At 73.1% G+C, this 19,968-nt stretch carries 18 protein-coding genes and 1 pseudogene; 11 read left to right on the top strand and 8 right to left on the bottom strand.

The genetic code is table 11. The annotated features are described in order from the left end of the window. Nucleotides 1-114 precede the first annotated feature (114 nt). Nucleotides 115-1,656 carry a carboxylesterase/lipase family protein gene (locus tag ACWDD9_RS37925; RefSeq protein WP_049652502.1) on the top strand — a complete coding sequence of 514 codons (1,542 nt, stop codon included), beginning with the start codon at nucleotides 115-117 and terminating at the stop codon, nucleotides 1,654-1,656. Between the two features lie 158 nt (nucleotides 1,657-1,814). On the opposite strand, the gene ACWDD9_RS37930 is transcribed toward ACWDD9_RS37925, so the two are convergent. Continuing rightward, nucleotides 1,815-2,495 carry a type 1 glutamine amidotransferase domain-containing protein gene (locus tag ACWDD9_RS37930; protein WP_375874918.1) on the bottom strand — a complete coding sequence of 227 codons (681 nt, stop codon included), beginning with the start codon at nucleotides 2,493-2,495 and terminating at the stop codon, nucleotides 1,815-1,817. Nucleotides 2,496-2,732: 237 nt separating this feature from the next. Here ACWDD9_RS37930 and ACWDD9_RS37935 point away from each other — a divergent pair, with 237 nt between their 5' ends. Further along, nucleotides 2,733-3,644, top strand: coding sequence for a LysR family transcriptional regulator (locus tag ACWDD9_RS37935; protein WP_375874919.1), 912 nt, complete (start codon nucleotides 2,733-2,735; stop codon nucleotides 3,642-3,644). A 54-nt stretch (nucleotides 3,645-3,698) separates the two neighbouring features. On the opposite strand, the gene ACWDD9_RS37940 is transcribed toward ACWDD9_RS37935, so the two are convergent. From ACWDD9_RS37940 to ACWDD9_RS37955, 4 genes are all read right to left on the bottom strand, one after another. Then, nucleotides 3,699-4,532, bottom strand: a complete 834-nt coding sequence (locus ACWDD9_RS37940; RefSeq protein WP_449814125.1) for an ABC transporter permease subunit — start codon at nucleotides 4,530-4,532, stop codon at nucleotides 3,699-3,701. Further along, nucleotides 4,529-5,524 (bottom strand): ABC transporter ATP-binding protein, encoded by a 996-nt coding sequence (locus ACWDD9_RS37945; RefSeq protein WP_449814126.1) that lies wholly within the window; start codon nucleotides 5,522-5,524, stop codon nucleotides 4,529-4,531. Before ACWDD9_RS37945 ends, ACWDD9_RS37940 begins: the two co-directional genes overlap by 4 nt. A 155-nt stretch (nucleotides 5,525-5,679) precedes the next feature. Continuing rightward, nucleotides 5,680-7,107, bottom strand: coding sequence for an RtcB family protein (locus ACWDD9_RS37950; RefSeq protein WP_449814127.1), 1,428 nt, complete (start codon nucleotides 7,105-7,107; stop codon nucleotides 5,680-5,682). A gap of 49 nt (nucleotides 7,108-7,156) precedes the next feature. Beyond that, a complete protein-coding gene (locus tag ACWDD9_RS37955; RefSeq protein ID WP_375874923.1) occupies nucleotides 7,157-7,612 on the bottom strand; it encodes an archease in 456 nt (151 codons plus the stop codon). 266 nt (nucleotides 7,613-7,878) lie between these two features. Here ACWDD9_RS37955 and ACWDD9_RS37960 point away from each other — a divergent pair, with 266 nt between their 5' ends. Further along, nucleotides 7,879-9,651, top strand: coding sequence for an eCIS core domain-containing protein (locus tag ACWDD9_RS37960; protein WP_449814129.1), 1,773 nt, complete (start codon nucleotides 7,879-7,881; stop codon nucleotides 9,649-9,651). Nucleotides 9,652-9,709: 58 nt separating this feature from the next. Here ACWDD9_RS37960 and ACWDD9_RS37965 read toward each other — a convergent pair whose 3' ends face one another. Both ACWDD9_RS37965 and ACWDD9_RS37970 read right to left on the bottom strand, forming a co-directional pair. Further along, entirely contained in the window at nucleotides 9,710-10,900 is a 1,191-nt protein-coding gene (locus ACWDD9_RS37965) for an ATP-binding protein (protein ID WP_449814130.1), read from the bottom strand. Between the two features lie 122 nt (nucleotides 10,901-11,022). Next, nucleotides 11,023-11,688 (bottom strand): response regulator transcription factor, encoded by a 666-nt coding sequence (locus tag ACWDD9_RS37970; protein ID WP_049650922.1) that lies wholly within the window; start codon nucleotides 11,686-11,688, stop codon nucleotides 11,023-11,025. A gap of 174 nt (nucleotides 11,689-11,862) precedes the next feature. On the opposite strand from ACWDD9_RS37970, the gene ACWDD9_RS37975 reads away from it, so the two are divergent. From ACWDD9_RS37975 to ACWDD9_RS38000, 6 genes are all read left to right on the top strand, one after another. Further along, nucleotides 11,863-12,354: a hypothetical protein gene (locus tag ACWDD9_RS37975; protein ID WP_449814131.1), complete on the top strand. Its 492-nt coding sequence runs from the start codon at nucleotides 11,863-11,865 to the stop codon at nucleotides 12,352-12,354. Further along, a complete protein-coding gene (locus tag ACWDD9_RS37980) occupies nucleotides 12,344-13,435 on the top strand; it encodes an efflux RND transporter periplasmic adaptor subunit (protein WP_375874926.1) in 1,092 nt (363 codons plus the stop codon). The genes ACWDD9_RS37975 and ACWDD9_RS37980 overlap by 11 nt, the downstream gene beginning before the upstream one ends. Next, a complete protein-coding gene (locus tag ACWDD9_RS37985) occupies nucleotides 13,432-14,142 on the top strand; it encodes an ABC transporter ATP-binding protein (protein ID WP_074003550.1) in 711 nt (236 codons plus the stop codon). Before ACWDD9_RS37980 ends, ACWDD9_RS37985 begins: the two co-directional genes overlap by 4 nt. After that, on the top strand, nucleotides 14,139-15,335 hold the full coding sequence (locus ACWDD9_RS37990; protein ID WP_074003551.1) for an ABC transporter permease: 1,197 nt from the start codon (nucleotides 14,139-14,141) through the stop codon (nucleotides 15,333-15,335). Before ACWDD9_RS37985 ends, ACWDD9_RS37990 begins: the two co-directional genes overlap by 4 nt. A 146-nt stretch (nucleotides 15,336-15,481) precedes the next feature. Beyond that, entirely contained in the window at nucleotides 15,482-15,874 is a 393-nt protein-coding gene (locus ACWDD9_RS37995; protein ID WP_074003552.1) for a hypothetical protein, read from the top strand. Nucleotides 15,875-15,879: 5 nt separating this feature from the next. After that, nucleotides 15,880-18,336 (top strand): DUF4132 domain-containing protein, encoded by a 2,457-nt coding sequence (locus ACWDD9_RS38000; RefSeq protein WP_449814154.1) that lies wholly within the window; start codon nucleotides 15,880-15,882, stop codon nucleotides 18,334-18,336. 30 nt (nucleotides 18,337-18,366) lie between these two features. Here ACWDD9_RS38000 and ACWDD9_RS38005 read toward each other — a convergent pair. After that, a pseudogene (locus ACWDD9_RS38005) lies at nucleotides 18,367-18,568 on the bottom strand (IS630 family transposase); the annotation flags it as partial. A 365-nt stretch (nucleotides 18,569-18,933) separates the two neighbouring features. Between ACWDD9_RS38005 and ACWDD9_RS38010 the strand changes: the two are divergent. Together ACWDD9_RS38010 and ACWDD9_RS38015 are read left to right on the top strand one after the other, a co-directional pair. Continuing rightward, nucleotides 18,934-19,458, top strand: a complete 525-nt coding sequence (locus tag ACWDD9_RS38010; RefSeq protein ID WP_449814132.1) for an RICIN domain-containing protein — start codon at nucleotides 18,934-18,936, stop codon at nucleotides 19,456-19,458. A 127-nt stretch (nucleotides 19,459-19,585) separates the two neighbouring features. After that, entirely contained in the window at nucleotides 19,586-19,954 is a 369-nt protein-coding gene (locus ACWDD9_RS38015) for a hypothetical protein (protein WP_074003555.1), read from the top strand. Nucleotides 19,955-19,968 lie beyond the last annotated feature (14 nt).

A 19,968-nucleotide genomic window follows, 5' to 3' on the forward strand; every position in this document is an offset into this window, starting at 1 on the left:
CGGATTCTCCCCGCGGGCCGCGGAGGCCGCGGACCCTGCGGGATCTTTTCCATACGCTTGACATAATACATCTGACCTATAACGTGGGAAGCCTTCCGAGGGAGGAGCGTCCACATGTCGGAGCAGCCCGTCATCCGCACCACCGAAGGACTCGTCCGCGGCCGCTGGGAGCCGCGGCGCGAGCCGGAACAGCACTCGGAGCAGCACCACGAGCAGCGAGGCGGCCGGGAACTCGCCGTCTTCCGCGGCATCCGCTACGCCCAGCCGCCCGTCGGAGCCCTCCGCTTCGCCGCCCCCGCCGCCCCCGAGCCGTGGGACGGCGTCCGCGAGGCCGTCGCCTTCGGCCCCGTCGTCCCCCAGTCCGGGCCGATGCCCGCCGGGTCCGGCGAGTCGTCCGAGGACACCGACTGGCTGACGCTCGACGTCTGCACGCCCGATCCGGGCGCGGCCGGGCTGCCGGTCCTGGTCTGGATCCACGGCGGCGGATTCATGTCCGGCACCGCCGGCGACCCGCTGTACGACCCGACCGCCCTGGCCTCCGCCGGGCTGGTCGTGGTGGCCGTCAACTACCGCGTGGGCGCCGAGGGCTTCGCCCTGCTGGAGGGCGCCCCGGCCAACCGGGCCTTCCTGGACCAGATCGCCGCCCTGCACTGGGTGCGGCGCAACATCGCCCGGTTCGGCGGGGACCCGGCCCGGGTGACCGTCGCCGGGCAGTCCGCGGGCGCCGGCTCGGTCGCCGCCCTGCTGGCGATGGACCCGGCCCGCGGCCTGTTCCGGCGGGCCGTCGCCCACTCGGTGCCGGGCAACCACTGCACCCCCGCGCTGGCCGCCGAGGTCACCGCCGAGCTCGCGAAACTGCTCGGCACCGTCCCCACCGCCGCCGCGCTGGCCGAGGTGCACCCCTGGCGCCTGGCCTCGGCGGTCACCGAGCTGAATGCCGCGCTGCCGGACCACGTCGCACGCTGGGGCCGACTGGCACGGAGCGGCATCGCCACCGTCCCGGTGGTCGACGGCGAGGTCCTGCCGGGCTCCCCGTGGTCGGCGCTGACCGCCGGCGTGGACCTGCTGGTCGGTCACACCCGGGACGAGTTCCGGCTGTTCAGCGTCCTCAGCGGCCGACACGGCGGCTTCACCGAGGAGGAGGCGCGGCGCATGCTGAAGGCGTTCGCGCCGACGCCGGGCGGCCCGGACGCCTACCGGTCCGCCCTCCCCGGCGCGACGCCCTCCGAACTCCTCGAAGCCGTCGGCTCCGACGCCCTGTTCCGGGTGCCGTCCCTCCGGCTGGCCGAGGCCAACGCGGCCGCCGGCGGCACCTCGTACCTCTTCGAGCTCGCCCTGCCCGCCCCCGCCCTCGGCGGCGTCCTCGGCGCCTGCCACGGCCTGGACGTACCGCTCGCGTTCGGCAGCCTGGACAGCCCGACGGCGCGGCAGTCGCTCGGCGACCCGCCCCCGCCGGAGGCCGTCCGGGTGTCGGCGGAGCTGCGCCGGGCCTGGGTCCGGTTCGCCACCACCGGCGACCCGGGGTGGCCCGCCTTCGATCCGGACCAGCAGCTCACCCGCGTCCTGGACGCCCGCTCGGAGACCGTCCGCTACCCGGAACAGGCCGCCCGCCGGATCTGGGCGGGGCACCCCCTCACCGCCTACGACCTGCACTGACGGGGCCCGGCCGGGCGGGGATCCCGAGGGCGGGCGCCGAGGACGGCCGTACGGCGCGGGCACATGCCCGCGCCGTACCCGCCGTGGGCTCCTCACCCGTTCAGACAGCTCCCGTGCACGGGCGACCGCACGGACCGGCCGTTCCGCCGCTACTTCCCCTACTTCCCCGCGTCCTTCAGCAGCCGCAGCAGCCCGGTCGCCACCAGGGCCGAGGAGGCCGGGTTCTGACCGGTCACCAGGTTGCGGTCGACCACCGCGTGCGGCGCCCAGGGCTCGCCCTCCTCGAAGTCCACGCCGAGCCCGACCAGCCGGTCCTGGAGCAGCCACGGCGCGCGGTCCGCCAGGCCGGCCTGGGTCTCCTCGGCGTTGGTGAAGCCGGTCACCCGGTACCCGGCGAAGGGCGAGCCGCCGTCCTCGGTCCGCGCCGCGAGCAGCGCGGCCGGGCCGTGGCAGACCACTCCGAGCGGGCGCCCGGAGGCGAGCACCCGGGTGAGCAGCCGGCCGGAGTCGGCGTCGACCGCCAGGTCCTCCATCGGGCCGTGGCCGCCGGGGTAGAACACGGCGTCGTAGTCGGCCGGGTCGACCTCGGCCAGCACCAGCGGCTGCCGGAACTCGGCGATCCCCGCCAGTTCCTCGGCCATCGCCGGGTCGGTCAGACTGGCCCGGTCCGCGACCGGGACGACACCGCCGGGGGTGGCGACGGCGACCCGGTGGCCGGCCTCGGTGAAGGCGCGGTACGGGACGACCGCCTCCTCCGCCCAGAAGCCGGTCGGGTGCTCAGTGCCGTCGTTCAGGGTCCAGACCTTCGAACCGGTCAGGACGAACAGGATGTCGGCCATGGGGTGTGCCTCCGGGGGTGCCGCGGTCTCCGCCACGACGGTCCGCCGCGGCGCTCACGCGGTCGACGCTAGACGCGCCCGGCCCGCGGGAACCAATGGGCCACGCGATGCGAGGCATCGGGATTCCGATACCTCACCCGGACCGTCGAGCCGGTCGCCGCGCTCAGCGCCGAACCCACCATCGGGGCCACCATCGGGCCCACCGCCGAGCCATCGGAATCCCGTACGCTCACGGGCATGAGCGATCGCCCGGCCACCGGCTCCGGCCCGCTGGACCTCAACCAGCTGCGGACCTTCCTCGCCGTACACCGGGCGGGCTCCTTCACCGCGGCCGCGCACCTGCTGGGCCTCTCCCAGTCCACGGTGACCGCGCAGATCCGGGCACTGGAGCAGCGGCTCGGCCGGGAGCTGTTCGAACGCCGGGCCCGCGGGGTCAGCCCGCTGCCGTACGCCGACGACCTCGCCGCCCGCCTGGCCGGGCCCCTGGACCGGCTCGCGGACCTCGCCGACGGGCGCGGCGGCGGCACACCGGAGCCGGTGCACCTGGCCGGGCCGGCCGAGTTCCTCGGCACCGTCCTGCTGGCCGAGCTGGCCCCGCTGGTCGCGCAGGGCGTCCAGCTGCGGGTGACCGGCGGGCTCACCGACCCGCTGCTGGCGGAACTGCGCGCCGGACAGCACGACCTGGTGGTCGCCACCCGGCGTCCGCGCGGCCGGACGCTGCTCGCCGAACCGCTCGCCGACGAGGAGTTCGTCCTGGTCGCGGCCCCGGTCTGGGCCGAGCGGCTGGCCGGCCGGGAGCTGCCCGACGCGCTGGCCGAGGCACCGCTGCTCAGCTACGCCGAGGACCTGCCGATCGCCCGCCGCTACTGGCGGCACGTCTTCGACCGGCGGCTGCACGCCCGGGCCGCGGTCACCGTGCCGGACCTGCGGGCGCTGCTCTCGGCGGTGACCGCGGGCGCGGGCTGGAGCGTGCTGCCCGGCTACCTGTGCCGGGCCGAACTCGCCTCCGGGGCCCTGCGGTTGCTGCACGAGCCGGCCGATCCGCCGATCAACACCGCCTACCTGGTGCGCCGCCCGGCCGGCTCGGCCAACCCGCACGTGGCCCTGGTCCGCGAACACCTGCTGGCCGCGGCCCGCACCTGGGGCTGACCGGCCGCACCCCCGCCGACCAGCCGCCCACCAGCCACACACCGCGCCCCGGGATCAGACCGCCAGGTCCCGCCGCTCCAGCAGCCGGAAGGCCGCCACCAGCCCGAGCAGCCCCACCCCGAGCAGCACGCCGAACGCCGCCCACGGCACCCCTCCGTGGCCGAGCACGTCGCCCGGCGCGTAGTAGTGGAACGGGCTGAGGTAGCGCAACGACCGGGCCGGGGACCAGGCCAGCGCGACGAAGTTGAGCGCGAAGCCGACCGCGCCGAAGGCGACGGCCGCGCCGACCACATGGGCCCGCCGCCGGCTGACCGCGGAGACCGCCAGCACCGGTCCGGTCAGGCAGAACGCGAGGGCGCAGCCGAGCAGTCCGGCGGTGAACACCGCGCCCTCCGGGACGGCCTCGCGCAGCGGCGCGGAGACCGCCACCCCGAGCGCGAGGGTCAGCGTGGCGGCGGCGTTGAGCAGCACCGAGGCGGCGACCAGGGCGCCGGTCCGCTCGGCGAGCAGTCGGCGGCGGGAGACCGGGCGGGTCATCAGCAGCTCGATGGTGCCGGACTCGACGTCGGCCGCGACGGCGGCGGCGCCGAGCGAGCCGATCACGGTCAGCTGGAGGGCGATCCAGAACGGGTGGGTGAGTCCGGCGCCGAGCAGGCCGGGGTAACTGGCGATGGAGACGTCGCCGTTGGAACCGCTGAAGGCCTTGAACGCGCCGGGCGGGGTGCGGCCGCCGCCGAACAGGTCGCCGGGCGGGATGGTCCCGGCGATCACCACGATCAGGGCCTCGAAGACGACCATGCCGAACAGCAGGGAGAGCAACATCCGGCGCCGCCGGTGCAGGGCGAGCCAGACCAGCGGGAGGCGGCGGTTGACGGTGCCCGGGTTCACGGCCGCTCCTCCGGTTCCGGCCGGCTGCCGCCGGTCGAAGGCTCCTCGGCCCCGACGGACCGGTAGAGGTCGAGGAAGGCCTCGTCCAGGCCCGCCTCCTCCACCGTCAGGTCGGCCACCGGCAGTTCGGCGAGCAGGGTGCGCACCGCCGCGACCACCTCGTCCGGCGGCACCAGCAGCTCCACCCGCGGGCCGTCCCAGCGCGGGGACCACCGCTCGGCGGCGCCCAGCGGCCGGGCGCCCCGCCCGTCGTCGAGGAGCAGCCGGACCCGGCGGGCCCGGGCCTGGCGCAGCTCGGCCACCGAGCGGACGGTGACCAGCCGGCCGTGGCGGACGATGGCGACCCGGCCGCAGGTCCGCTGCACCTCGGGCAGCACGTGGCTGGAGAGCAGGACGGTCCGTCCGGCCGCGGCCTCCTCGGCGAGCAGTTCGTAGAAGGTCTCCTGGACGAGCGGGTCGAGCCCCTCGCTCGGCTCGTCCAGCACCACCACCGGCGGCCGGTGCTGGAGCGACTGGACGAGTCCGAGCTTCTGCTTCATGCCGCGCGAGTACTGCCCCACCGGCCGGGCCAGGTCGGCCCGGGAGAGCTTCAGCCGCTCGCACAGCTCGCGCTGGCGCGGGACCGGGGCGCCCTGGAGGGCGGCGAGCAGGTCGAGAGTCTGCTGCCCGGTGAGTTCGGGGTAGAGCCGCAGTTCGCCGGGCAGGTAGCCGATCGAGGGGGCGAGCAGGCCGTGGTCGGCCACCGGGTCCAGACCGAGCACCCGCACCTGCCCGTCGCTGGGGCCGAGCAGGCCGACCAGGCAGCGCAGCGTGGTGGTCTTGCCGGCGCCGTTGGGGCCGAGCAGGCCGAACACCTCGCCGGCCTCGACCGACACGTCCAGCTGTTCGATGCCGACCGTACTGCCGTAGCGCTTGGTGAGCGCCCGCAGTTCGATCACCGGACCGCCTCCGGTGCCCCGCCGGTCGACGGCTGGATCCGGACTTCCCGGCATGACCACCTCCTGTGAGGGACGCGCCCGACGGTGCCGGACGGGCTCCAGCGACGGGATGCGATCCGTCGCCGGACGCGCCCCGGTGACGGACGCGTCCGACATCCAAGCGCGCCCGGCCGGGCGAGTCGAGGGACGCGGCCGAAACGGAGGGTGTCTCACCCCTTGCACACCCCCAGCGGCACCAGCCGGGCGACCTGCCGGGCGAGCCCCGCCGCCTCGGTCACGGCGGCCACCGCGTCGACGTCCTTGTACGCCTCGGGGGTCTCCTCGGCCAGCGCCCGCCAGGAGGCCGGCCGCACCGCGATCCCCCGCGCCTCCAGCTCGCTCTTCAACCGCTCGCCGCGCACGGTGCGCAGCGCCTGGTGGCGACTCAGCACCCGCCCGGCGCCGTGGCAGGCGGAGCGGAAGGCCTCGTTGCCGGGCAGGCCGACCATGACGTACGAGGCGGTGCCCATGGTGCCCGGCACCAGCACCGGCTGCCCGGCCTCCACCAGGTCGGCGGGCAGGTCGGGGTCGCCCGGCGGCAGCGCCCGGGTGGCGCCCTTGCGGTGCACGCACAGCGTCCGGAACTCGCCGTCGACCTCGTGGGTCTCCAGCTTGGCGAGGTTGTGCGAGACGTCGTAGACCAGCTCCAGCCCGACGCCGAGCACGGTGGCGAAGGCGCGGCGGGCCGCCTCGGCGAGCAGCTGCCGGTTGGCCCGGCCGTAGTTGGCGGCCGCGGTCATGGCGCCCAGGTAGGCGCGGCCGCGCGGGGAGTCGACCGGGGTGCAGGCGAGCTGGCGGTCCAGGAGCTCGATCCGGTAGCGGTGCAGTTCGCGGTCCATGGCGCGGACGTGGTCGGTGCAGATCTGGTGGCCGAGGCCGCGCGAACCGCAGTGGATCATGACGCAGACCTGGCCCGGCCGCAGTCCGAAGGCGGCGGCGGTCCGCGGGTCGTGCACCCGGTCGACGGCCTGCACCTCCAGGAAGTGGTTGGCCGAGCCGAGGCTGCCGACCTGCTGCAGCCCGCGCTCGACGGCCCGGGTGCTCACCTCCCCGGGAGCCGCGCCGGCCAGCACGCCGCGGTCCTCGCAGCGTTCCAGGTCGCGCGGCACACCGTGGCCGTGCTCGACGGCGTAGCGGGCACCGCCGATCAGCAGCTCGTCCAGTTCCTCCGGTCCGCCGAGCCGCCACAGGCCGCCCCGGCCCAGGCCGCGCGGGACGGTGCGGTCCAGCAGGTCCATCAGGCGGCCGATCCGCTCCGGGTCGAGTTCGTCCCGGCCGACCCCGGCCGCCAGCAGCCGGACCCCGCAGGAGATGTCGAAGCCCACCCCGCCCGGCGAGACCACCCCGCCCCGCTCAACGTCGGTCGCGGCGACCCCGCCGATCGGGAAGCCGTAGCCCCAGTGCACGTCCGGCATCGCGTAGGAGGCGCGGACGATCCCGGGCAGCGTCGCCACGTTCGCCACCTGCTCCAGCGCCTTGTCCCCGGCGGCCTGCGGCAGCAGCGCGGCGCTCGCGAACACCACCCCGGGCACCCGCATCGGCGGGCGCGGCTCGATCCGCCAGCGGTACCGGCCGGCCTCGGTCAGTGCGATCTCCACCTCGCTCACCCCGCTCCCGCGGCTCCGGCCCACCGCGCCGGGACCGGGCTCAGACGTCCACCGTGGCCTGGCAGGTCCAGCCGTCCGGCCCGGCGCTCAGGTCCAGGTCGTGCAGTGAGACGGCCTTCGGCACGGCGCCGACCAGGACGGCCGTGGCGGCGTCGGCCATCCGGAACCGGACCGCCACCCGACGGGCGCCGTCCAGGCCCTCGATCGGGCCGACCGCCACCGCCACCGGCAGCTCGCCGTCGACGTCCATCCGGTAGACGACCTCCTCCAGGACGCCCGCCAGCAGGTCCGGATCGCTCACCGCGAGGACCGTGCAGCCGCGCTCACCGACGATCCGCGCGCCGGCCAGGTCGGCGAAACTGCCGACGACGCCGTACACCAGCTCGCCGATACAGCCCTCCGCCGTCGGCGCCCAGGCCTCGACCCGCAGGTCGGCCGTGTGCGGCACACTCCGGTGCCCGCCGGCGGACCGGCCGACAGGCTCGTCTCCGTCCACGAGCGACGCCTCCCGCACCCGTTTCCCTCTCCCCTCCAGCCTCGTCCCGCAGCCCACCCGGGGGCAAGCGCGGCCGATCCGGCGGCCGGGTGCCGCAGCAGGCCCGCGCGCAGGGCGATGGCGTACGGCCGAACGGTGGCCGTGCCTGCGCGACGGGCAGCGCGTCGTGCCCGATCAGGCAGCCCGGACTGCCTTCACGCCTCTGGTGGAGCCCCTGCCCGTCTGTTAGTCAGGAGGGTGACCGCCTGCCGTGCGAGAGGGAGACCATGCACGCCCAGCACAGCGCGAAGACCGATGAGGCCGAGCGCAGCCGTCCACCGGCGAGCAAGCCCGCGATCGGGGGCGCGCCGCCTCTCCTGGCCCTCCAGCGCAGCGTCGGCAACGCGGCGGTCGTCCGGATGCTCCGCCGGACCGGACGGCCAGGGGCTCAGGAAGAGCCCCGGCAGGGCGGCGAATTCGACTACGGGCAGGCCGAACACGCCGTTCAGCGCTCCACCGTCCAGGACGTCCTGCGCTCCCCGGGGCGTCCGCTCGACCACGGCACGCGCACCGAGATGGAAGGCCGGCTCGGCGCGGACTTCTCGGACGTCCGCATCCACACGGACGCCGCCGCGCGGGCCTCGGCAGTGGACGTGGGCGCCCGCGCCTACACCTCCGGCCACCACGTCGTCATCGGCGAGGGCGGAGGCGACAAGCACACCCTCGCCCACGAACTCACCCACGTCATCCAGCAGCGCCAGGGCCCCGTCGCCGGAACGGACGACGGCACCGGGCTGAAGGTCTCCGACCCCTCCGACCGCTTCGAACGCGAGGCCGAGGCCAACGCCGTTCGCGTCATGCGGCGGTCGGTGCATCCGCCGGCGCGGACCGAGGGCGGAGCCGCCGTCGGCACCCGTACCGACGTAGCGGTGCAGCGCGCGACGGCGGAGGAGGACCGCGAGGTCGCGGCGAACCTCGCGGAGGCCGCCGGCGGGCGCCTCGGGAGCACCGAGCCGTGGGCGCGCGAGACGTTCGATCCCCATGACACGGAGATCGGCGCGGACAGGACCGGTGTCCACATCGCCAGCGTCCAGGCCCCCACGGACAAGGTGATGAAAGCGGGTGCGCAGTGGTCGGCCGTCGAGCTGGATAAGAAGAAGAAGCTCCTGGGCGAGGCGCTGGACACCGCGTTCCTCGAATGGAGCAAGCGGTACGACCCCGAGCAGGTGTACATCTTCACCGCGCCGGAGTACTACTTCAGCGGCCAGGGCACCCACTTCCTGAGCGGGGACCAGGCGGCCGGCGTGGACGAGTGGCTCGCCGACCGCCTGGCGATCCTGCCCAGCAACTACCTGGTGGTGCCGGGAACCATCGGCCGCCGACGTTCCCTCGACGCGCACGAATCGGACCAGGCGCGCGCCGACCAGCAGGAGGGCCGGAAGCGGCTCAAGGAGAACATGGGTGCCGACAACGGATACGCCAAGGACTCGGTAGCGGAGCTGGAGGAGATCTGGGAGCAAGGCCCTGACCCCGACGGGTCGGGCAACGTGACCGTGTTCGACAACTACGCGCGTGTCTTCCAGGGCGGCCAGGATCCGAAGACCTACACGAAGCGTTTCGAGGCGCCGGACTGGGGAGGAGCTCCGGACCGTTCACAGGAGGAGATGGAGCAAGGCTTCTTCGCCATCGGGCAGGAGAACTTCGAGACCACGGTGAAGGGCGTTCAGGTCCGCCTCCAAATTTGCTCGGACAACGCCGCGGAGAGCCTCTGGAACGAACCGTACGAAGGCGTCCACATCCTGGTGGCGGCGAACTTCGGCGACGCGGGCGAGAGCCAGGCCAACATGCACGGGGACACCTTCGTCGTGGCCGACTCGGGACATTCCCAGCTCTTCGAGGCCGACAATCCGGTCCCGCCGGCGGACAGCGTCGAGGACCTCCGGTACCACGCTGCCGAGAAGCGGAAGATGACGGGCAAGAGCCCGGAGGCGACCAGCACGAAGGGACCGGTCTCGCTGAACTTCTACCGCACGGCGACCCGGGAACCCAGCGCCCAGTAGGCGCCGGGGCGGTGGGCGAGGCCGATCGCGTGCCCTGCGGGTGCCGCCGCCCGCCGGGTCAGGCCGTGGGGAACTCGACCCGGACGCGCAGTCCGCCCGTGCTGCCGGGGTCGGCGGTGACGGTGGCGTGGTGGGCGCGCGCGATGGAGGCGACGATGGACAGGCCCAGGCCCGCGCCCTCACGCGGGCTGTGCCGACGCTCCTGGAGGCGGCGGAAGGGCTCGAAGAGATAGGGGACCGTCTCCGGCGGCACCTGGGGGCCGGAGTTGGCGACCTCCAGGACGCCGTCGCGCACGTCGACGTCGACCCGGCCGCCGTCGTGGTTGTAGCGCAGGGCGTTGCCGACCAGGTTGCGTATCAGGTGTGCCAGCAGCACCGGATCACCGTCGACGGACACGGGGGCGGTGTCCGTCCGGACGGTGACGCCGTTCGTCCGGGCTTCCTCCGGGGCGGCGCACTCGGCGGCCACCGCGCGGGCCAGCTGGTCCAGTGCGACCGGTTCGCGGTGGTCCAGCCTCTGGTCGGAGACGGACAGCAACAGCAGGCCCTCGATGAGCCGTTCGCTGCTCTCGGAGACCTCGATCAGTTTGCGGCGGACCCGGGCGACGGCGGCCGGGTCCCCGGTGGCCAGCCCGATCTCGGCCGCGGCCCGCTGCACCGCGAGCGGGGTGCGCAGTTCGTGTGCGGCGTTGGCCGCGAACCGCTGCTGCGCACCGACCAGTTGCTCCATGCGGTCGAGCATGTCGTCGAAGGTGTCGGCGAGCTGTTTGAGTTCGCCCGGGGGTGCGTCGAGGGCGATCCGCTCGTGCAGGTTCTCGCCCGAGAGCCGCCGCGCCGTGTTGGTGATCACCGCCACCGGGCGCAGCACCCGTCCCGACATCCACCAGGCCAGTGCCATCGAGATGACGGCGAAGGCGGCCAGGGCGATCAGGGAGACGGTCAGCAGCTGGTTCTGGGCGGCCTGCTCGGCGGCCTGGGTGACGACCTTGACGGCCTGGAAGTGGGACTGTCCGCCGTCGGCGGAGTCGGTTCCGGCGGGGTCGGTTCCGGGTAGGGCGTTCGCGGGTGCGGCGGTTCCCACCATGAGGGTCTTCGCCGCCGCTGCCGGGTCCGGGGTCGCCAGCGTGGCCAGTCGCGGTTCGACGGCGACGGCCGTGCTGATCGAGGTGTACAGCCCCTCCCGGACCAGGAAGTTGACCAGGACGATGAGCATGGCCCCGGCGAGGACGAGCAGCCCGCCGTAGAGCATGGTCAGCCGGCCCCGCTCCCCTCCCGGCAGCCGCGGGCGTGCTCTGCCTGGTAGCCGCGGGCGCGCTCTGCCCGGCAGCGGAAGCAGCGGAAGGCGGTTCGGGCCGATCGGGGCGGAGCGCCTCACGCCGGGACGCCGATGCGGTAGCCGTGGCCGGGCACGGTGTCGATGACCGAGGGCTCGCCGAGCTTGGCGCGGAGCTTGCTGAGGGCGACCCGGACCGCGTTGGTGCGGTATCCCATGTTCCGCTCCCACACCTGGTCGATCAGGTCCTCACCGCTGACCACGGCGCCCTCGGCCTGCATCAGCACCTCCAGGACGCCGAACTCCTTGCGGGACAGGGCGAGGTAGCGGCCCTCCCGGAAGGCCTGGCGGCGGGCGGTGTCGAGGGTGATGCCGGCACGTTCGATGACCGGCGGAAGGGCGGGGTGGGTGCGGCGGCCGAGGGCCAGGACCCGGGCCAGCAGTTCCTCGTAGGCGAACGGCTTGGTGAGGTAGTCGTCCGCGCCCAGGTCCAGGCCGTCGACGCGGTCGCGGACGGTGCCGGCGGCGGTGAGCATCAGCACCCGGGTCAGCAGCCGCTGCTCGACGACGCTCCGGCACACCTCGTCGCCGTGCGCTCCGGGCAGGTCGCGGTCGAGTACGAGCACGTCGTAGTCGGTGAGGCGCAGCCGTTCCAGCGCGTCGGCGCCGTTGTACACGACGTCGACGGCCAGGGCGTCGCGCCGCAATCCCTCGGCGATCATGTCCGCCAGGAATTCCTCGTCCTCCACGATCAGTACACGCATGACATCAGGTGTACCTGAAAGCCACCTTTCGTCGCCGTAAAGGTCTCGGCTGACAGCGGCGAAACGCGGGTGCGTGCCAGCCTCTGCGTCGTCGGTCACCCGGTATCGGAGACGTATCGGACACGGTGGCCGGCCACTCGCAATCGGACACGGAGGAATTCCATGCGGAACCACATGCGGAACCACAGGTACGGCGCGGCGGCCGTGCTGGTGGCGGGGATGGCGCTGTTCACCGCGGCCTGTGGCGGAGGCGCCACGGGCTCCGGCGGGGGCGGCGGCTCGGACTCGTCGGGCAGGGGCGCGGCGGCGGACCAGGCCTACGAGCACCGTAAGTGCCTGCGCGAACACGGCGCCCAGGTGAAGGAGCCGGAGCCGGGCCAGGACCCGCGGGGCCTGGTCCTCGAGGGCGGCCAGGACAAGATGGCGGAAGCCCTCAAGGCCTGCGGTGGAGTCGGCGGCGCGGGCGGCTCGAAGATGTCCCAGGCCGACAAGGACAGGGCTCTCAAGTTCGCCCAGTGCATGCGCGGTAACGGTGTGGACATGCCGGACCCGAAGTTCGACGGCGACTCGGCGATGTCGGGACAGGCGATGAAGGTCCCGGAGGGCCCCGACAAGGACAGGTTCGACAAGGCGAACAAGGCGTGCAGTGGTCAGAATGCGGAGTGAGCGCGGGCGGAGCCGCCGAACGTACCTGATCGCCGCGCTGGTCACCTCGGTCTCGCTGGTGGGCGGGGTCACGGCCCTGTCGCAGACCGGCGGCGGCGCGAGCGCCGGCACGGACCGCACGGACGGGCTGCCGCCGAGCACGGGCTCGGTGGAACGACAGGACCTGAGCAGCCGGACCCAGGTGGACGGGACCCTCGGGTACGCCGAGGAGCGCCGGTTCAACGCCGGTGTGACGGGCACCCTCACCTGGCTCCCGGAGGCCGGCGCGGTGGTGGAACGCGACGGGGTCCTCTACGAGGTCGACGGCCGGAAGGTCCGGCTCCTGGTCGGCGAGCGCCCCGTGTACCGGACGCTGAAGGCCGGCGACAAGGGGCCGGACGTCAGACAGCTGAAGGAGAACCTCCGCGCCCTGGGCCACGGCAAGGGGCTGGCCGCGGACGAGGAGTTCACCCCCGGCACCGTGGAGGCGGTCAAACGCTGGCAGAAGGCCCACGGTCTGGCCCAGACCGGCGAGATCGGCCCCGAGCAGATCGCCTTCTCGCCCGGTCCGGTGCGGATCAAGAAGAACGACGCGGCCGTCGGCGACCAGGTCGCTCCCGGCAAGCCGGTCCTCACCACCACCGGCTCCGAACGGCAGGTGCAGATCAGGATCGAGGTCTCCCGGGCCGACCTCGCCAAGCCCGGTACCAGGGTCGAGGTCGCTCTGCCCGGCGGCGGCAGGGCCAAGGGCAAGGTCGCCTCCGTCGACCGCACCATCGGTGAGGACGCCAAGGAGCAGGGCTCCCAGGACAAGCCCGCCAAGATCACCGCCCGGGTGGTCTTCGACGACCCGGGGCAGGCGGAGGGCTTCGACCAGGCGCCGGTCACCGTCGAGCTCGAGGGCGAGGTCCGCGAGGGCGTGCTGACGGTACCGGTCAACGCCCTGCTCGCGCTGACCGGCGGGGGCTTCGGCATCCAGGTCGTGGAGAACGGGAAGGTGCGCGAAGTCCCGGTCGAGCTCGGCATGTTCGGACAGGGCCGGGTCGAGGTCAGCGGGACCGGCCTGGCCGAGGGAATGAAGGTCGGGGTGCCCACGTCATGAGCGCGGTGGTCGAGTTGAACCAGGTCACCAAGGAGTATCCGGGCGGGGTCGTGGCGCTGCAGGGGGTGGACCTGCGCATCGGAAGCGGCGAACTGCTCGCCATCGTCGGCCCTTCGGGGTCGGGCAAGTCCACCCTGCTGCACATCGTCGGCACCCTGGACCGGCCCAGCGCCGGATCCGTCACCCTGGCGGGCCACGACGTCGCCGCCCTCTCCGACCGCCGGCTGTCCGCCCTGCGCGCCCGGCACATCGGCTTCGTCTTCCAGTCCTTCCACCTGGTGGCCGGGGTCAGCGCCCGGGACAACGTCGCCGAGGGCCTGCTCTACTCGGGCCTGCCGCGCGCCCAGCGCCGCAGGCGCGCGGCCCTGGCCCTGGAGCGGGTCGGGCTCGCGGACCGCATGCACCACCGGCCGCACGAGCTGTCGGGCGGCCAGCGGCAGCGGGTGGCGATCGCCCGGGCGGTGGTCGGCGAGCCGGACCTGCTGCTGGCCGACGAGCCGACCGGCGCGCTGGACTCCGCCTCGAGCGAAGCGGTGATGGAGCTGCTGCACGACCTCAACGCCGACGGTGCCACCATCGCGGTGATCACCCACGACGGCGAGATCGCCGACAGCCTGCCCCGCCAGGTCCGGATCCGCGACGGCCGCGTCGTGGCGGACCTGCGCACCGGCGCCGCCGTCCCGGCCGATCGGGGTGGGGAGCGATGAGCCGCACACGGCTCTCCCCGGCCCGGCTCGGCCCCCGTGACGTCCTCCACGTCGGCTCGGCCGGCCTGCGCACCCGGCCGCTGCGGGTGGTGCTGTCCGCGCTGGGCATCGCCATCGGCATCGCCACCATGATCGCGGTGGTCGGCATCTCCTCCTCCAGCAAGGCCCAACTCCTGCGTCAGCTCGACCGGTTGGGAACCAACCTGCTGGTGGCCTCCCCCGGCCAGGGGCTGTTCGGCGAGAAGGTGAAGCTGCCCGAGGAGTCGGTCGGCATGCTGAGCCGCGTCCCCGGGGTCGAGCAGGTCGGCGCGACCGGTGACCTGGCGCAGTCCGTCCGGCGCAGCGAGAAGATCCCCGACGACGAGACCGGCGGCATCACCGTGAAGGCCGCCACCGAAGGACTGCTGGACGTCGTACGCGGCGCGGTCGGCTCGGGCACCTGGCTCAACGAGGCCAACGGGCGCTACCCGTCGACGGTGCTCGGACACGTCGCGGCCCAGCGCCTGGGCATCACCGCCCCCGGGCAGCAGGTCCACATCGGCGACCGGTACTTCACCGTCATCGGCATCCTCGACCCGCTGCCGCTGGCTCCCGAGATCGAGCGGGCCGCCCTGGTCGGCTGGGACGGCGCCGGCACGCTGCTGGGCTTCGACGGCCACCCGACCCAGATCTACGAACGGTCGACGGACCGGACGGTCAGCGCGGTCCGCGAGCTGATCCCCCGCACCGTCGATCCGCAGAACCCGCACAACGTGCAGGTCACCGACCCCTCCTCGGCGCTCCAGGCCAAGGCCGCCACCGAGGGGGCGTTCACCGACCTCCTGCTCGGGCTGGGCGGGGTGGCGCTCCTGGTCGGCGGCGTCGGGGTCGCCAACACGATGATCATCTCGGTGCTGGAGAGGCGCCACGAGATCGGACTGCGCCGCTCCCTGGGCGCCACCAGGGGCCAGATCCGCCTCCAGTTCGTGACGGAGTCCCTCCTGCTCTCCGGACTGGGCGGACTGGCCGGCGTGGCCCTGGGCGCGGCCGCCACCTACGCCTTCGCCGCCTCGGGCGGCCTGCCCTGGGTGGTCCCCCCGTGGGCCGTCACCGGGGGCTTCGCCGCCACCCTGCTCATCGGCACGGTCGCCGGCCTCTACCCGGCCGTCCGGGCCGCCCGCCTCTCCCCGACCCTCGCCCTCCACGCCGGCTAGCGGGCCGCACGGGTGGGGCACCCCTCCGGGTGCCCCACCCTCCGGTCCGGTCGGCCTGCCGGCCAAGGCACGGGTGGCTCGGCTCCAGCAGTCCCGCACCACTCTGTCGAACGTCAGTGTCAGGGTGGGCCCGTACTGTTCACGGCATGGCAATCGTGATGTTCGTCGACGAGACGACGGCTGGGGACCGGAGCGACGGGTGGGAACTGGAGGTTCTCGAGGAGAGGCTCACCGTGCGTGAGCTGATCCGGCGCAGAGTATTCCAGGAGGTCGCCGAGTACAACGCGAAGGCACCGCAGGTGTTCCAGGGGCTGGTGCGGCCGCACGATGCCGAGCGGGTGCTGAACGGGTACGCCCTGCGCACGCCGCGCCGGATCGATCCGGAGGCGCAGAGCGAGCTGGCGCTCCGGGCGTTCGCGGGCAACGGCTTCCTGGTGCTGGTGGGGGAACGCCAGGTCACCGACGCGGAGGAGGAGGTCGAGCTCGGCCTCGGCACCGAGGTCACGTTCCTGAAGCTCGTTCCGCTGGTGGGGGGATGACGGTGATGGACTTCCAGGAGATCACGGAGCTGGTCCGGCAGTACGCAGGAGAGGCGGATGACCTCGCCGTCGAGCTGCTGAAGCTGGGAACAGGGAGGCACAGCGGCTACTGGGAGGGACGGTGGGATGGCGCCTTCGCCGAGTTGCGCGCGCTGCCGTCCGAGGCCCGGACCGCGCTCGCCGACGCGCTGGTCGGGCAGTACCACTCGGCCGAGGCCGGCCCGGTCGCCCGCGGGAACGTTCTCATCCTGCTGGCTGTCGTCGCGCACGGTCTGCCCGGCGACCGGCTCACGGCGGAGCGCACGGAGAAGCTCGACGAGCTCGGCCACGAGAACTCCGTGGTGCACAGCGGCCGTCACCTGCTCCTCGCCGAGGCCGAGCTCGGGGCCGGCCGCCCCCTCACTCCCGAGGTCGTGGCCGTCTTCCGGCGCTCGGCCCTGGACACCTACGGCAGGAAGCCGCTCGTCGAGTTCGCCGGCACGCTCACCGAGCCCGTCCTCAACGTCGGTGAGGAATGGGCCGAGCAGGCCCTGCGGGACACCCTGGACGACCCCGACTGGCAGGCACTCCTGCGGCACGCGACGACCGCCACAGCCGCCAAGCCCTCCCGCCCGTGGGAGCAGCGGGCCGAACGCCTGATCCTCCCCCTCGGTGCCGACCGCGTCCGGACCACCCTGCTGCCCTGGCTCGCCCTCGTCGGCCGCCGCACCTTCGCGCTGAACCATGAACTCCTCGGGTCCGACGGACACAGCGCCTACGACCCGTACAACGCCAACGCCCTGCGCGGACTGACCTGGATGCTCGCCCTGCTGCCGGCCCATCCGGACACCGCCCGCGCCCTCGGCGCGCTGGTCGAGACCTCCCTCAGGAAGATCCCCGGGCTCGGCCCGCGCAACCCGAAGGTCGCCAACGCCGCCACGACCGCGCTCTCCCGCATCGACGGCGAAGCGGCCCTCGCCGAACTCGCCCGCCTGGCCACCCGCGTGACGTACAAGGGCACGCTCAAGCTGCTCGACACCGCGCTCCGGACCCGGGCCGAGGCGCTGGGCCTGTCCCGCGAGGAGGTCGAGGAGATCGCCGTCCCCGCCTACGGGCTGACCGGGGTCGGCCGGGCCGAGCCGCGTCTGGGCGAGGCCACGGCGGTCCTGGAGGTCCGGGGCACCAGGGTGTTCCTCGGCTGGCGCAACGCCGCGGGCAAGGAGGTCAAGAGCGTGCCCGCCGCCGTCAAGCGCGACCACGCCGAGCAGCTCAAGGAGCTGAAGACGGCGGTCAAGGACATCGACAAGATGCTCTCCGCCCAGAGCGAGCGTCTGGACCGGCAGTTCCTCGGCCGCCGCACCTGGCCGTACACCGCCTGGCGCGAGCGGTACCTCGACCACCCCCTGGTCGGCACCCTGGCCCGACGGCTGCTGTGGACGGTCGACGGCACGACCGTCGGATTCGCGGACGGCGAGCTGCGCACCCTCGCCGACGACCCGGTGCGCGAAGGGGCCGAGGTCCGGCTCTGGCACCCGGTGGGCCACGAGCCCGCCCAGGTCGTGGCCTGGCGTGACTGGCTGGAGCGGCACGAGATCACCCAGCCGTTCAAGCAGGCCCACCGCGAGGTGTACCTGCTGACCGACGCCGAGCGCGCGACGGGGACGTACTCCAACCGTTTCGCCGCGCACGTCCTGCGCCAGCACCAGTTCCACTCCCTGACGTCGGCCCGGGGGTGGCGCAACAAGCTGCGCCTGATGGTCGACGACTCGGCCCCGCCCGCCACCCGTGCGCTGCCGCAGTGGGGGTTGCGCGCCGAGTACTGGATCCACGGGGAGGGCGACGAGTACGGGGACGACACCACCGAGTCGGGCAGTTACCTGCGTCTGGCCACCGACCAGGTCCGCTTCTACCCGATCGACGCGCCGGAGAACGCGGCGGACTGCTACGGCGGTGAGTACCGCATGTGGTCGGCGGCCGGCGCCGGGCCGGTGGAGCCCGTCCAGCTCGCCGAGGTCCCGCCGCTCGTGCTGTCCGAAGTCCTGCGCGACGTGGACCTGTTCGTGGGCGTGGCCAGCATCGGCAACGACCCGGCCTGGCAGGACGGCGGACCGGAGGGCCGCTTCAGGGACTACTGGAGGTCGTACGGCTTCGGTGAGCTCGGCCAGGGTGCCGAGACGCGCCGCATGCTGCTGGAGCGGCTCGTGCCCCGGCTGGCGATAGCCGACCGCTGCACCCTTGAGGGCCGCTTCCTGCACGTGAAGGGCGAGCGCCACACGTACAAGATCCACCTCGGCTCGGGGAACGTCCTGATGACGCCGAACGACCAGTACCTGTGCATCGTCCCGAAGTCCGCCGCGGCCGCCCCGCAGACCGGCTACCTCCCCTTCGAGGGCGACCGCCTGCTGGCCGTGATCCTCAGCAAGGCGATGATGCTGGCCGAGGACACGAAGATCACGGACCCGACGATCCTGAGCCAGCTCTAGCACTGCGAGTTCGTTCGCCGGGTTGCTTGATCACGCGGCGAGGACGGGCCTGCCGCCCCGGCGCAGGCCCTTCTCGCCGCGGATGCGGGCGCGCCCCTTGCGTTTGGGCGGCCGGGACGTCGTGGTGGCGGGCGTTGGCGTCGCGCCACCGTAGACAGGCGGGCAGCACACGGCTCCGGACCGTGTGGTTCGGGTGACTGGAGTTCGCCAGGGCGAACTGACGCAGTGCGCCCTCACCGGATGATCGGCGGCGTGCGGCGCCACCACGTGTGCCGGGGTCCAACGGGGTCTACTCAGGGCGCTGATCGCGCGCCACGCATACGGCTGCCGCCTGCACCGCCTCTTACTCCCGCTGGTTCGGTCCACTTTGCATCCCACGGGGATTAGGTGTCATTCCGAAACGTAAGCAAAGGACTTGTCACGTTGGCCTGATTGCGCCTTGGGATTCCCTTGAGTTTCCGGAGAGACTGCCCATGGCCCGGCAAGTCCCGTGCTCGATGAGGCGGCTACGAAGGACGGTTCCGCGGTGCCGGAAGGGCACCGGCGGGTTCCGCGGGCGTGCCGGGCGGGCGGATTTCCTTCCGAAAGGGGTACGTCATGAAGAGGCTCACGGCGGTACTGGCAGTATTCGGTTCAGGGGCACTGACGATCCTCGGCGTTCCCGGCACGACCGCTGCCGCTCCGGCGGCTGTGTCGTCCTGGACCCCGTACAACATCCAGAACTACAACAGTGAGCGGTGCATTCTCGGGCCCGGCCATGGAAGCGAGACCGGCCTCGCACAGGTGGAGTGTGCCGGGTATGCGGACCAGAAGTGGGAGAAGCACCAGTACCTCGGCGAGAGCTATTACTTCCTCGCCAACGTGAACAGTCGGCTCTGCCTGCTCGCACGATCCCAACAAGAGGCACGCCAGATAGACTGCGGGGCCGCCGGAGCGGATGCCGACTGGTACATCGACACCATCAATGCGGCCGACCCGCAGTGGAAGCGTCTCGTGAACAGGGCGACAGGCACGTGCCTGGTCCCCCAGAACACGAACCTGAACGTCCCGATCCTGCAGGCCACCTGCGACTACAGCACCAACCCTCCTGCCGATCAGCGGTGGCGATTCATCAACTTCTAGGATCCGAGCCATGTTTCGCGTCGAGGCAGGGCTTTTCTCCCGGTACTGCGGTGCCGGGTCCAGGAGAGGACGACGAGCGATGCGCACTGGATCATCCCGAACAGCCCTCCGTCAGTGGTCAACCAGGTTGAAGAGCGGCCTGGCTGCGGCGGGACTGGTGGCGGTGTCCTCGGTCGGGCTGCTGTCCGCTCCGGCCCAGGCGGAGTCCATGCAGTGCACCGAACTGGTGTGTCTGTTCGTCACCGGCGGCCCTGACGGGTACGCAACGCATGCCTACAAGCGCAGTTCGGCCGCCGGCGCCTCCACCTTCGAGGGCTTCTTCGCTTTCAGCGGCCCGGGGCTCCACGCCGACACCGAGACCAAGCGGTGGTACGACTTCGAGAACACGAGTACCTTCGGCGGCCGTGGCGCGGGCCTCGTGTGCGTCCAGATGATGTACAAGCATCCGGACGGGAGCTTCGGCTACGGCTCCCAGCGGTGTGACCGGGTCTACTGAGCCTCGGGGCCCAG

This window comes from Kitasatospora sp. NPDC001119, from assembly GCF_053598475.1.

Excerpts from the sequence above, each read along its gene's own strand:
- ACWDD9_RS37925 (WP_049652502.1), top strand. The coding sequence starts at position 115 with ATGTCGGAGCAGCCCGTCATCCGCACCACCGAAGGACTCGTCCGCGGC.
- ACWDD9_RS37930 (WP_375874918.1), bottom strand. The coding sequence starts at position 2,495 with ATGGCCGACATCCTGTTCGTCCTGACCGGTTCGAAGGTCTGGACCCTG.
- ACWDD9_RS37935 (WP_375874919.1), top strand. The coding sequence starts at position 2,733 with ATGAGCGATCGCCCGGCCACCGGCTCCGGCCCGCTGGACCTCAACCAG.
- ACWDD9_RS37945 (WP_449814126.1), bottom strand. The coding sequence starts at position 5,524 with ATGCCGGGAAGTCCGGATCCAGCCGTCGACCGGCGGGGCACCGGAGGC.
- ACWDD9_RS37960 (WP_449814129.1), top strand. The coding sequence starts at position 7,879 with ATGCACGCCCAGCACAGCGCGAAGACCGATGAGGCCGAGCGCAGCCGT.
- ACWDD9_RS37965 (WP_449814130.1), bottom strand. The coding sequence starts at position 10,900 with ATGCTCTACGGCGGGCTGCTCGTCCTCGCCGGGGCCATGCTCATCGTC.
- ACWDD9_RS37970 (WP_049650922.1), bottom strand. The coding sequence starts at position 11,688 with ATGCGTGTACTGATCGTGGAGGACGAGGAATTCCTGGCGGACATGATC.
- ACWDD9_RS37975 (WP_449814131.1), top strand. The coding sequence starts at position 11,863 with ATGCGGAACCACAGGTACGGCGCGGCGGCCGTGCTGGTGGCGGGGATG.
- ACWDD9_RS37980 (WP_375874926.1), top strand. The coding sequence starts at position 12,344 with ATGCGGAGTGAGCGCGGGCGGAGCCGCCGAACGTACCTGATCGCCGCG.
- ACWDD9_RS37985 (WP_074003550.1), top strand. The coding sequence starts at position 13,432 with ATGAGCGCGGTGGTCGAGTTGAACCAGGTCACCAAGGAGTATCCGGGC.
- ACWDD9_RS37990 (WP_074003551.1), top strand. The coding sequence starts at position 14,139 with ATGAGCCGCACACGGCTCTCCCCGGCCCGGCTCGGCCCCCGTGACGTC.
- ACWDD9_RS37995 (WP_074003552.1), top strand. The coding sequence starts at position 15,482 with ATGGCAATCGTGATGTTCGTCGACGAGACGACGGCTGGGGACCGGAGC.
- ACWDD9_RS38000 (WP_449814154.1), top strand. The coding sequence starts at position 15,880 with ATGGACTTCCAGGAGATCACGGAGCTGGTCCGGCAGTACGCAGGAGAG.
- ACWDD9_RS38010 (WP_449814132.1), top strand. The coding sequence starts at position 18,934 with ATGAAGAGGCTCACGGCGGTACTGGCAGTATTCGGTTCAGGGGCACTG.